The sequence below is a fragment of the Phytopseudomonas seleniipraecipitans genome (assembly GCF_900102335.1).
In the GTDB taxonomy this organism is placed as follows: Bacteria; Pseudomonadota; Gammaproteobacteria; order Pseudomonadales; family Pseudomonadaceae; genus Aquipseudomonas; species Aquipseudomonas seleniipraecipitans.
In genome coordinates this window covers 62461-73801 of sequence record NZ_FNBM01000002.1, presented here as the reverse complement: position 1 = coordinate 73801, position 11341 = coordinate 62461, and the positions used below count along the sequence as shown (strand labels likewise).

Sequence of the window (11341 nt, the reverse complement as noted above, 5' to 3'; positions counted from 1 at the left end):
TCGCCAGCCCTTGAGCGTGATAGTGGGAGAGCGATAAGCGTATATCCGGACCCATCAAATTCTTTTGACAAGTGACCATTTTGCACTCGGACCGTTACCTGTTCTCACAGCATAGGAGGACTTTCTTAGAAAAGCGCTAGTGTGAGTTGTGTTCTTATGACCTAGGAGTAAAGTTATATTTTCGTTAGAGGCTTCGCCAAATTCTTGAAGGTGGCCGAATAGCTTTACATGTTTACTTGAGGTGGTGCTGATTTTTAATGGGTTCTGTACCTTGAAGTAAGTCGCCCAATTTGGTTTGAATCTCACAAATACCCCGGCGTTGGTGCCGCAAAGTTCTAACTCGCTGTGGTTCTCAACAGAAGTGTTAATGGCTTTCCAAGTGTTGTCGTCATGAGTTGAAATTCGTTTGGCTAGTTCGGTTACGTCAACATGACCAATTCTATACAGGCTGTTAAGTATAATTAAGTCGCAAACGCTATAGCTGTCAGGAGCATTTTGTACTTGAACAAAAATTTCAGGGATTATAGCTTTCGCTGGCAGTGACACCTCGACAGTGTCGAAAGACTCTTTGAAGGATGGGAACTCACGTCCATAGGCTAGTGAGCCAAAATTCATCCGCTTAACACCCATGCCCGCGCGGTCTACTAATTGAAAATTCATTAAAAGTTTTGCTAGGGCTTTGTTTCTATGGCGTGGCTGGTGAGTGCTGATGTTTTCCGCGGTGACACCTCCATAGAAAACTCCAGGGTTAGTAACCATCATTCGGTCGAAGTTATAATCAACTACAACCATTCCCTCGATTGAATAGTCCCTGTGGACGAGAGCGTTCATGAAGCATTCATGAAATGCAGTGCTGTCAAGGAGCTTGCAGGGGTGAGTTTTGCCTTTGTATACGAGAGGGACTTCCGAGTTGCATGCAGAGAACAATTGTTGGATTCTTTGAATGGAGTTCCAAAGGTTGTCATCCCAAACAGTATTCTCAAGTAGCTCTCCACTGGCTTTTCGCCAAGTGAACCTGTACTCATATGTGCCGAGCCATTTAAGAATGTCATTTTGCTGGCCGAGGAAAAGAAGACCTGACTTGGTGACCACGCCGTTGGTCGTTGCACCAATTGCTTCAAGAAACGCGGCTTTAGTTGGTCGTTCATCATTAGAGTATTTTTTTCTAATGCAGAAATCTTCCAGTGCCGCTGCTACTGACTTCGGATCTAGAGCGGTCTCGTGAATGTGTTCCATGACTTCGGCTGTCCAGTCATAGTTTACGAGCCCTGAAACCGCCATACGAATCTCTTCGGGGGCCATTGGCCTGCTAGAGCGTCCGTCGCGGATACATGTTTTACCGCTTGATGTTGAGACTAGGGTGTCTCGGCGTGGCGGGATGTGAATAGCTAGATAATTTTTACCGGCGTGCTGGATATAATGGGCTCGTAGATCGATGTTGGGTTTAAGCTTGCCTTTAATTCTTTGCTCAATCTCAACTATATCGCCCCGTTCGAATCCAACAAGTTGTGAAGCCCACTGTTTGTTCAGGACGTTTCCGCCGTCGCGGATGCCCACTATAACGATGCCACCTTTTTTGTTAGCTAAAGCAGATACTTCTTCAGCAAGGTCTTTAGCTCCGTGGAGCGAGGCGACGCTTGAATATTCTTTGAATTCTACTTCCTCTGACTCCAGCAGCTCGCTATCAACGTGTTCGCAGGCTCGGATGATCTCAAGAAGCTCCTCTTCGCTCTTCATAAACATTTTTGATTCAGTCCCTTTGAATGCATGATGATGGCTAAATGCTAACTCAAGGGATTGCTCATGGCTATCTAGGAGGCTGACGGTGTCGGCGAGGGCTGATCGTGGTAGCGGAGCCGGCTCAATCCATTCACACCCAATATGGTGGTCGGGCGCTCCCGGAGCTATCGGTGCTGTTGAGAGGCAAGGTGAAGAGGTTTGGAAGGAAACTGATTTGAGTGGTTACGCCAATTTTACGCCAGGCATAAAAAAAGGCCTTGAGAATCAAGGCCTTTCTTCAATTATATGGTGCCCCGGGGGAGACTCGAACTCCCACTTCTTTCGAAAACGGATTTTGAATCCGCCGCGTCTACCGGTTCCGCCACCGGGGCACAATGGCGGCGCAGTATAGGGAGCAAGTTGCCATTGGTCAATGCACTTGCGTGGTCAGTTTCAATGATTTCCGGTAAGCTGCTCCGCCCTGCAAGATGACACCTCTGCCCACCATGCGCGTTGCCGACTTCCATTTCGATCTGCCCGATGAGCAGATCGCCCGCCATCCCCTTGCCGAGCGGCGTGCCAGCCGCTTGCTGGTGCTCGACGGTGCCAGCGGTGCACTTGCCGATCGGCATTTTGCCGACCTGCTCGAGTACTTGCGTCCCGGCGATCTGATGGTGTTCAACAACACCCGAGTGATTCCGGCGCGCCTGTTTGGCCAGAAGGCTTCGGGCGGCAAGCTCGAGGTGCTGGTAGAGCGTGTGCTCGACGAGTATCGGGTGCTGGCGCATGTGCGAGCCAGCAAGTCACCAAAGGCGGGCACGATGATCGTGCTCGAGGGTGGTGCGCAGGCGCAGATGGTGGCTCGCCATGATGCATTGTTCGAATTGCGTTTCGACGAGGCTGTGTTGCCGCTACTCGAGCGTGTCGGCCACATGCCCTTGCCGCCCTATATAGACCGCGCTGATCAGGCCTCGGATCGTGAGCGTTATCAGACCGTCTATGCGCAAAAGGCCGGCGCCGTTGCGGCGCCTACCGCAGGCCTGCATTTTGATGGCGAGTTGCTGGCGTCGTTGCGTGAGCGGGGTGTCGAGAGCGCATTCGTCACCCTGCACGTCGGCGCCGGGACCTTTCAGCCGGTACGTGTGGAGCGTATCGAAGATCACCATATGCACAGCGAGTGGCTGGAAGTCAGTCAGGACGTGGTCGATGCCGTGCAGGCGTGTCGTGCCCGAGGTGGTCGAGTCGTTGCCGTGGGCACTACCAGCGTCCGTTCGCTGGAAAGTGCAGCCCGCGATGGTGAGCTGAAACCGTTCACTGGCGATACCGACATCTTTATCTATCCCGGTCGGCCGTTCCATGTGGTCGATGCCCTGGTGACCAACTTCCATTTGCCCGAATCGACCTTGCTGATGCTGGTGTCGGCCTTCGCCGGCTATGCGGAAACCATGGCGGCCTACGCCCAGGCAGTGGCCGAGGGTTATCGCTTCTTCAGTTATGGCGATGCCATGTTCATCACCCGCAATCCCGCGCCGCGCGGACCCGAGGAATTCCTATGACCCGCAGCTGCCGCATGTCTTTCGAACTGCTGGCCACCGATGGCAAGGCCCGTCGTGGGCGCCTGACTTTCCCTCGTGGGGTGGTCGAGACGCCGGCCTTCATGCCGGTAGGTACCTATGGCACGGTCAAAGGTATGTTGCCGCGTGACATCGAGGCCATCGGTGCGCAGATCATTCTCGGCAATACCTTTCACCTGTGGTTGCGCCCCGGCACCGAAGTCATCAAGCGCCATGGTGACCTGCATGACTTCATGCAGTGGCAGGGGCCGATCCTCACCGACTCGGGCGGCTTCCAGGTCTTCAGCCTGGGCGCAATGCGCAAGATCAAGGAGGAGGGTGTGACCTTCGCCTCGCCAGTCGATGGCTCCAAGGTGTTCATGGGGCCGGAAGAGTCGATGCAGGTGCAGCGCGATCTCGGCTCCGACATCGTGATGATTTTCGACGAGTGCACGCCGTATCCGGCCGAGTTCGACGTCGCCAAAACCTCCATGGAGTTGTCGTTGCGTTGGGCCAAGCGCTCCAAGGTTGCCCATGGTGAAAGTACCGCGGCGCTGTTCGGCATCGTTCAGGGGGGCATGCATGAATCACTGCGCATGCGCTCGCTGGAAGGTTTGAGTGAGTTGGAGTTCGACGGCCTGGCGATTGGTGGTCTGTCGGTCGGCGAGCCGAAGGAAGAGATGATCAAGGTGCTCGATTATCTGCCGGAGCAGATGCCGAGTGAAAAGCCGCGCTACCTGATGGGCGTCGGCAAGCCTGAGGATCTGGTCGAGGGCGTGCGCCGCGGGGTGGACATGTTCGATTGCGTGATGCCGACCCGCAACGCGCGCAACGGTCATCTGTTCATCGACACCGGTGTGCTGAAAATCCGCAACGCATTTCATCGTCATGACGACTCGCCGCTGGATCCCACCTGCGACTGTTACACCTGCAAACACTTCTCGCGCGCCTATCTGCATCATTTGGATAAGTGCGGCGAAATGCTCGGCAGCATGTTGAATACAATCCACAACTTGCGTCATTACCAGCGCCTTATGGCTGGTTTGCGCGAGGCAATTCAACAGGGTACATTGGCCGCCTTTGTCGATGCCTTCTACGCTCGGCGCGGTCTGCCAACGCCGCCGCTGAATTGATGTTTCGATGGCTAAAAGAACTTTAAACAGGAGTGTCAAATGAGCTTTTTTATTCCCGCTGCCTACGCTGATGCCGCTGGTGCTGCCGGCCCGGCAGGCACCGGTTTCGAATGGATTTTCCTGGTCGGCTTCCTGGTCATCTTCTATCTGATGATCTGGCGCCCACAGGCCAAACGTGCCAAAGAACACAAGAGCCTGCTCGGCAACCTGCAGAAGGGCGATGAAGTGGTGACCTCTGGCGGTATCGCCGGCAAGGTGTCCAAGGTCAGCGACGACTTCGTCGTGATCGAAGTATCCGAGACCGTCGAGCTGAAGATTCAGAAAGCAGCCATTGCGGCGACCTTGCCAAAGGGCACGCTGAAAGCCATCTGATAACGGTTGAAAAACTACCTGCGTTGGCATTGCTGCGTTAGATACAGGCTCGGAATGCTCATTTACACCCGTAAAGTTGTTCGCGACTCCGATCGCTTTCTCGCCTGTCTCTGTGGGGCCACCATTGGCCTTGCGCTGGCTGCTTCGCCTACGCTTTTCAGTGGTCTGTTAAGTCTCTGTTCCAGTTTTATCCATCCCGCGGGGCGCATATTGCGCCCCGCGTCATAAGCGGGCGGCGTCATTCATGCTCAACAAATACCCTTTGTGGAAGTACCTGCTGATCGTGGCCGTACTGGCTATCAGCGTGATTTATTCCGCACCTAATCTTTACCCTGATGATCCGGCTATCCAGGTCAGCGGGGCCAGCTCGGCGCAGACTATCGCGCAGGCCGATCTCGATCGCGTCAGCAAGGCGCTGACCGATGCCGGCATCCAGGTCAAGGCGTCGAGCGTAGGCGAGCAAGGTCGTAACGGTCTGGTACGCCTGACCAAGCAGGGCGACCAGTTGCCGGCCAAGGACATCGTGCGCAAAGTGCTCGGTGACAACTATGTAGTCGCACTCAACCTGGCCCAAACCACACCTGATTGGCTGCGCAGCCTCGGTGCGAGCCCGATGAAACTCGGCCTCGACCTGTCTGGTGGTGTGCACTTCCTGCTCGAAGTAGACATGGACAAAGCGCTGGATGTGCGTCGTCAGGTCTATGAGGGTGAGTTGAAAAGCCTGCTGCGCAAGGAGCGCGTGCGTTATCGCAGCATGCCGCAGCAAGGCGATGCCATCCAGTTGGGTTTCGCAGACAGCGAGACACTCGAGAAGGCCGAGCAGCTGATTCGCAAGGACTTCAACGATTTCGAGCTGAACGCTCAGGAACGTGGTGGTCAGCAGGTTCTGCGCGTGACCATGACCGCGGCCAAGATTGCCGAGATTCGTGAGTACTCGATCCGCCAGAACTTGACCACCGTGCGTAACCGCGTCAACGAGCTGGGTGTTGCCGAGCCGCTGGTGCAGCGTCAGGGTGCCAACCGTATCGTGGTCGAACTGCCGGGCGTGCAGGACACGGCCGAGGCCAAGCGTATCCTCGGCAAGACCGCCAACCTTGAGTTCCGCCTGGCAGCCGACCCTGGCGCGCCGCGCGGTGCGACTGAGTCTTTCGGTTTTCGCGAGGAGGGCCGCCCACCCGTGCAGCTCGATCGTGAGCTGATCATCACCGGTGACCAGGTGACCGATGCTCAGGCCAGCTTTGACGAGAATGGCCGACCGCAGGTGAACATTCGCCTCGATGGCCATGGCGGTGACCTGATGAACCGCGCTACCCGCAGCAATGTCGGGCGCAGCATGGCGGTGATCTTCATCGAGCAGCGCCCGGTTACCCGCTATACCCGTCAGATGGTCGACGGCGTCGAGCAGGAAGTGCGCCTCGATTCGTTCCAGGAAGAAAAGCAGATCATCAGTCTGGCGACCATTCAGTCGCCGCTGGGTAGCCAGTTCCGTATCACTGGCCTGAATGGCCAGGGTGAATCCTCGGAGCTGGCCCTGCTGCTGCGTGCCGGTGGCCTGGCTGCACCCATGTATTTCGCGGAAGAACGCACCATTGGCCCAAGCCTGGGTGCTGAAAACATTGCCAAAGGTATTGAGTCGACCGAATGGGCGATGATCTTCGTGGCGCTGTTCATCATCGCCATCTACCGCTTCTTTGGTGTGTTGGCGACCGTGGCTCTGGCCTTCAACCTGGTCTTGCTGGTGGGCCTGATGTCGGTCATCGGCGCGACGCTGACCCTGCCGGGTATCGCCGGTATCGTGCTGACACTGGGTATGGCCGTGGACGCCAACGTGCTGATCTTCTCCCGAATACGCGAGGAGCTGGCCAACGGCCTTTCGGTGCAGCGTGCCATTCACGAAGGTTTTGACCGTGCCTACTCGGCGATTCTCGACAGTAACCTGACCACGTTGCTGGTCGGTGCAATCCTGTTCGCACTGGGAACCGGGCCCGTGAAAGGGTTTGCGGTGACGATGTCGCTGGGCATCATCACCTCGATGTTTACCGCGATCATGTTCACCCGCGGTATGGTCAACCTGATTTTCGGTGGCCGTAACTTCAAGAAACTGTGGATTTAAGGTGAGAACATGAAGTTACCATCCCGCATTCCTTTCATGGCGATACGCAACCTTGCGTTCGCCATCACTGTAGTCATCAGCATCATTGGCCTTGGCAGCCTGTTCAAGCACGGGCTGAACTTCGGCCTCGACTTCACCGGCGGTACGTTGATCGAGCTGTCCTACGAGCAGCCGGCAGATCTCGAGCTGATCAAGCGTGAGCTGGGTCAGGCGGGCTACACCGACGCCGTGGTGCAGAGTTTCGGCTCGACCACCGATGTGCTGGTGCGCCTGGCCGGTGATTCGGCCGATCTGGGTAATGAAGTGGCAACCGCATTGCGCAAGATCGACACCACTTCCTTCGAGGTCAAGCGTGTCGAGTTCGTCGGCCCGCAAGTGGGTGAAGAGCTGCGTGATCAAGGCGGTCTGGCCATGCTGCTGGCGCTCGGCGGTATCCTGCTGTACCTGGCCTTTCGCTTCCAGTGGAAGTTCGGTATTGGTGCCGTCGGCTCGCTGGCGCACGACATTATCGTGACGCTGGGTATCCTGGCATTCTTCCAGGTGCCTTTCGACTTGACGGTGCTCGCTGCGGTGCTGGCGATGATCGGCTACTCGCTCAACGATACGATCATCATCTATGACCGTATCCGCGAGAACTTCCGCGTGCTACGCAAAGCCGACATTATTGAGAACATCGACGTGTCGGTTACCCAGACCTTGCTGCGTACCATGGCCACATCGTTGTCGACCGCCATGGCGTTGATTGCGCTGCTGATCTTTGGTGGCGACAGCCTCGGCGGCTTCGCGCTGACGCTGCTTATCGGTGTGGCGGTGGGGACCTATTCTTCGATTTATATCAGTGCGCCGGTGCTGATCTGGCTGAAACTGACCAGCGAGGACCTGATCCCGCCAGCGGTCGATCCGGAGAGCATCGACGAGCGCCCCTGATGGCGTGATGCACAACACAGCTGCACGCTATAAAAACGGGCGCCTAGGGAACTAGGCGCCCGTTTTTCATCTCCAAGGCAGGGAGTAAAGCGCATGGGCGCTGTAGTTGTGATCAGGAGGTTCGCATGAACAAGTCGTTGTTGGTTGGAGCTGTATTGGGTGCTGTTGGTGTCACTGCAGGTGGCGCTGTTGCGACCTACAGTTTGGTCGGCGGCGGACCTCAGTACGCCGAGGTGCTGGCGGTCAAGCCGGTAACCGAAACCATCAAGACGCCGCGTGAGGAATGCAGGGATGTCGCCGTTACGCGACAGCGCCCAGTTCAGGATCAGCACCAGATCGCCGGTACCGCCATTGGTGCCGTGGTCGGCGGCCTGCTCGGCAATCAGGTCGGTGGTGGCAATGGCAAGAAGATCGCTACCGTGGCAGGCGCTGTAGGTGGTGGTTACGCGGGCAACAAGGTGCAGGAAGGTATGCAGGGGCGTGATACCTACACCACCACTGAGACCCGCTGCAAAACCGTCACTGATAGCAGTGAGAAGATTGTCGGCTACGACGTGAAGTACGATCTGGACGGCAAGGTCGGCAGAGTGCGCATGGATGAAGAGCCGGGGAGCAAGATTCCGGTCCGTGATGGCAAGCTGGTGCTGGCTGATTCTGACGCGGCAGAGTAAACCGCATCAGCTGATGAAAAAGGCGCTCTCAGGAGCGCCTTTTTCATGGGCAATAAAAAACCGGCTCGAAGCCGGTTTTTTGTGAATCAGGTTTTAAAGTCTAGCGAGCTAGAGCAATGCGAGGCAAAAGCAGGCAAGGAAGCGGAGTGTACTTTTGTACATGAGCATTCCGAGCCTGTTTTTAACGCCGCAGTGCCGACGCGCAGTAGGCTTTCGCTAATTCTTAGCGCTTGAGCGATGCCGAGAGGTGTGGCTGGATCGCGGTCAGCACGGCCTTGAAGCACTTGGTGTTGCCGGCAACGATCTGGCCTTTCTCGAGGAATTCGTGGCCGCCGCTGAAGTCGCTGACCAGGCCGCCTGCTTCCTGAATCAGCAGCGCGCCCGCAGCCATGTCCCACTCGGACAGGCCAAACTCCCAGAACGCATCGAAGCGGCCGGCAGCTACATAAGCCAGGTCCAGGCTGGCAGCGCCGGCACGGCGTACCCCGGCGGTCTGGCCAACCAGGCTGCGGAACATGCCAAGGTAGTTTTCCAGGTTATCCAACTGGCTATCGCGGAACGGGAAGCCGGTGCCCAGCAGGGCGCCGTCCAGGCTCTTGCGGTTGCTTACGCGCAGGCGGCGACCGTTGAGGGCGGCACCACGACCACGGCTGGCGGTGAATTCTTCCTGGCGCACCGGGTCGATGATCACCGCGTGCTCCAGGCGGCCGCGGTATTTGCAGGCCAGGCTGACGGCGAAGTGCGGCACGCCACGAATGAAGTTGGTGGTGCCGTCGAGCGGGTCGATGATCCACTGGTAATCGGCGCCTTCACCACTGCCTTCGATCAGGCCGCCTTCTTCGCCAAGGAAGCTGTGGGTCGGGTAGGCCTTGCGCAAGGCCTGGATGATCATCAGCTCGGCAGAGCGGTCGATTTCGGTAACGTAGTCCTTGGCGTCCTTTTCATCTACGGAGATGACGTCCAGGCGTTCGATTGAGCGGAAGATCATTTCACCGGCGCTACGGGCTGCGCGCAGCGCGATATTCAGCATGGGCTGCATGGAAGTTCACCTGGGGTCGTAATAAAGCCGGCCATTCTAGCAGAAAAGCTTCTCGCTTGAAGTGCCGTCGGTGCCCGCGTGGCATAAAGCAGGGGCCTTCTGTAAGATTTGTCACCTTATTTATCCGACACGGGCGTCTCCCTTGCTGCAGAACATTCGAGTGGTACTGGTCAATACCAGCCATCCCGGCAATATCGGTGGGGCGGCTCGTGCCATGAAAAACATGGGATTGTCGCGCCTGGTGCTGGTGGAACCTCGTCAGTTTCCAAGCGAGGAAGCGGTGGCTCGTGCCTCTGGCGCGAGCGATATTCTCGATTCTGCCCAGGTGGTGTCGTGCCTTGAGGATGCGCTGGTTGGCTGCAGTCTGGTGTTCGGCACCAGTGCGCGGGAGCGGCGCATTCCCTGGCCGTTGATTGATCCGCGCGAGTGTGGTGTCCAGGCGGTCAACAAGGCCGCTGAGGGTGCCGAGGTGGCGCTGGTGTTCGGTCGCGAGCATGCCGGTCTGACCAATGAAGAGCTGCAGCGCTGCCACTTCCATGTGCATATTCCGTCTGATCCGGCATTCAGCTCGCTGAACCTCGCAGCAGCCGTACAGGTGTTGACCTACGAAGCCCGCATGGCGGCGCTGGCCCTCGAAAACATGCCTGTTGTTGCGTCTCGCGCCGAAATCGCCGTGGACGAAGGTGAGCAGCCAGTGACTGCAGACGAGATGGAGTCTTTTTACGGCCACCTGGAAAAGTCGCTGGTGGAGATCGGTTTTCTCGACCCGGTCAACCCGCGTCACCTGATGAGTCGGTTGCGTCGCCTGTATGGGCGCAGCGGCGTGACCAAGTTGGAAATGAACATCTTGCGCGGCGTATTGACGGAAACGCTCAAGGCGGCGCGCGGCGAGCACCACAAGCGGGGAAAGACTGATGTTTGAGCGCATGCGGGAAGATATCCAGGGTGTATTTCATCGTGATCCAGCGGCGCGCAATGCGTTCGAGGTGGTCACCTGTTACCCCGGTCTGCATGCGGTCTGGTTGCACCGCGCAGCTCATGGATTGTGGGGCGCGGGCTGGAAGTGGCTGGCGCGGGGGGTGTCGAACTTCAGTCGCTGGCTGACCGGAATTGAAATTCATCCGGGTGCGGTGATCGGCCGCCGCTTTTTCATCGATCACGGCATGGGCATCGTCATTGGTGAAACCGCTGAGATCGGCGATGACGTCACGCTCTATCAGGGCGTTACCCTGGGAGGCACCAGCTGGAACAAGGGCAAGCGTCACCCGACCCTTGAAGATGGCGTGGTGGTGGGTGCCGGTGCCAAGGTGCTCGGTCCGTTCACGGTCGGTGCGGGCGCCAAGATTGGCTCCAATGCCGTGGTCACCAAGGCGGTGCCAGCGGGCGCGACGGCTGTTGGCATTCCCGCCAAGATCATCGTCAAGAGTGATGCTGCGCTCGAGGCGCAGCGCCAGGCCATGGCCGACAAGCTGGGTTTCGATGCCTATGGCGTCAGCCAGGACATGCCGGATCCGGTTGCGCGCGCGATCGCCCAGCTGCTTGATCATCTGCATGCGGTCGATAACCGCCTCGAGGGCATGTGTGAAGCGCTGGGTGCATTGGGTAGTGATTACTGCGCCAAGGACCTGCCCGAACTGCGTGCCGAGGATTTCGATGGGGTCTGCAAGGGGCAGGGCGACAAGCCTGCCGCTTGATGCGTGGCGCATAGGGCTTTGCTATGATCCGCCGCCGTTGTGGGCTGCAATGAGTCGTAAACCTGAGTGTTTTACTAGGTCTTATAGTTGACTCAAATACTCGGAAATAGCATAATTGCG

Annotated in this window: 10 protein-coding genes and 1 tRNA gene; 8 read left to right on the top strand and 3 right to left on the bottom strand. The window is 57.4% G+C overall.

The annotated features are described in order from the left end of the window. Nucleotides 1-54: 54 nt before the first annotated feature. Entirely contained in the window at nt 55-1743 is a 1689-nt protein-coding gene (locus BLS60_RS05100) for an RNA-binding domain-containing protein (protein WP_092365493.1), read from the bottom strand. A 283-nt stretch (nt 1744-2026) separates the two neighbouring features. Continuing rightward, nucleotides 2027-2111, bottom strand: a tRNA-Leu gene (locus BLS60_RS05095). Between the two features lie 114 nt (nt 2112-2225). Between BLS60_RS05095 and queA the strand changes: the two genes are divergently transcribed. From queA to BLS60_RS05065, 6 genes are all read left to right on the top strand, one after another. Beyond that, on the top strand, nt 2226-3275 hold the full coding sequence (gene queA / locus BLS60_RS05090) for a tRNA preQ1(34) S-adenosylmethionine ribosyltransferase-isomerase QueA (RefSeq protein ID WP_092366515.1): 1050 nt from the start codon (nt 2226-2228) through the stop codon (nt 3273-3275). Nucleotides 3276-3289: 14 nt separating this feature from the next. Next, nucleotides 3290-4405 carry a tRNA guanosine(34) transglycosylase Tgt gene (tgt, locus tag BLS60_RS05085; RefSeq protein WP_208597285.1) on the top strand — a complete coding sequence of 372 codons (1116 nt, stop codon included), beginning with the start codon at nt 3290-3292 and terminating at the stop codon, nt 4403-4405. Between the two features lie 39 nt (nt 4406-4444). Further along, a complete protein-coding gene (gene yajC, locus BLS60_RS05080; RefSeq protein WP_070883333.1) occupies nt 4445-4777 on the top strand; it encodes a preprotein translocase subunit YajC in 333 nt (110 codons plus the stop codon). A gap of 244 nt (nt 4778-5021) precedes the next feature. Then, a complete protein-coding gene (secD, locus tag BLS60_RS05075; RefSeq protein WP_070883332.1) occupies nt 5022-6890 on the top strand; it encodes a protein translocase subunit SecD in 1869 nt (622 codons plus the stop codon). Nucleotides 6891-6899: 9 nt separating this feature from the next. Further along, nucleotides 6900-7817, top strand: coding sequence for a protein translocase subunit SecF (gene secF / locus BLS60_RS05070; protein WP_092365487.1), 918 nt, complete (start codon nt 6900-6902; stop codon nt 7815-7817). Between the two features lie 125 nt (nt 7818-7942). Continuing rightward, nucleotides 7943-8488 carry a glycine zipper 2TM domain-containing protein gene (locus BLS60_RS05065; protein WP_092365484.1) on the top strand — a complete coding sequence of 182 codons (546 nt, stop codon included), beginning with the start codon at nt 7943-7945 and terminating at the stop codon, nt 8486-8488. 223 nt (nt 8489-8711) lie between these two features. On the opposite strand, the gene suhB is transcribed toward BLS60_RS05065, so the two are convergent. Further along, the gene (suhB, locus tag BLS60_RS05060) at nt 8712-9527 is read right to left on the bottom strand and encodes a type III secretion system regulator SuhB (RefSeq protein ID WP_070883329.1); all 816 of its coding nucleotides are present in this window, start codon (nt 9525-9527) and stop codon (nt 8712-8714) included. Between the two features lie 106 nt (nt 9528-9633). Here suhB and trmJ point away from each other — a divergent pair, with 106 nt between their 5' ends. Then, nucleotides 9634-10449, top strand: coding sequence for a tRNA (cytosine(32)/uridine(32)-2'-O)-methyltransferase TrmJ (trmJ, locus tag BLS60_RS05055; protein ID WP_420848435.1), 816 nt, complete (start codon nt 9634-9636; stop codon nt 10447-10449). Beyond that, nucleotides 10442-11221 carry a serine O-acetyltransferase gene (gene cysE / locus BLS60_RS05050; protein WP_070883327.1) on the top strand — a complete coding sequence of 260 codons (780 nt, stop codon included), beginning with the start codon at nt 10442-10444 and terminating at the stop codon, nt 11219-11221. The genes trmJ and cysE overlap by 8 nt, the downstream gene beginning before the upstream one ends. Nucleotides 11222-11341: the final 120 nt, after the last annotated feature.

Bases quoted from the DNA above. Each gene is read 5' to 3' on its own strand.
- tgt (WP_208597285.1), top strand. From the start codon at position 3,290: ATGTCTTTCGAACTGCTGGCCACCGATGGCAAGGCCCGTCGTGGGCGC.
- secF (WP_092365487.1), top strand. From the start codon at position 6,900: ATGAAGTTACCATCCCGCATTCCTTTCATGGCGATACGCAACCTTGCG.
- cysE (WP_070883327.1), top strand. From the start codon at position 10,442: ATGTTTGAGCGCATGCGGGAAGATATCCAGGGTGTATTTCATCGTGAT.
- suhB (WP_070883329.1), bottom strand. From the start codon at position 9,527: ATGCAGCCCATGCTGAATATCGCGCTGCGCGCAGCCCGTAGCGCCGGT.
- secD (WP_070883332.1), top strand. From the start codon at position 5,022: ATGCTCAACAAATACCCTTTGTGGAAGTACCTGCTGATCGTGGCCGTA.
- BLS60_RS05100 (WP_092365493.1), bottom strand. From the start codon at position 1,743: ATGTTTATGAAGAGCGAAGAGGAGCTTCTTGAGATCATCCGAGCCTGC.
- queA (WP_092366515.1), top strand. From the start codon at position 2,226: ATGCGCGTTGCCGACTTCCATTTCGATCTGCCCGATGAGCAGATCGCC.
- yajC (WP_070883333.1), top strand. From the start codon at position 4,445: ATGAGCTTTTTTATTCCCGCTGCCTACGCTGATGCCGCTGGTGCTGCC.
- BLS60_RS05065 (WP_092365484.1), top strand. From the start codon at position 7,943: ATGAACAAGTCGTTGTTGGTTGGAGCTGTATTGGGTGCTGTTGGTGTC.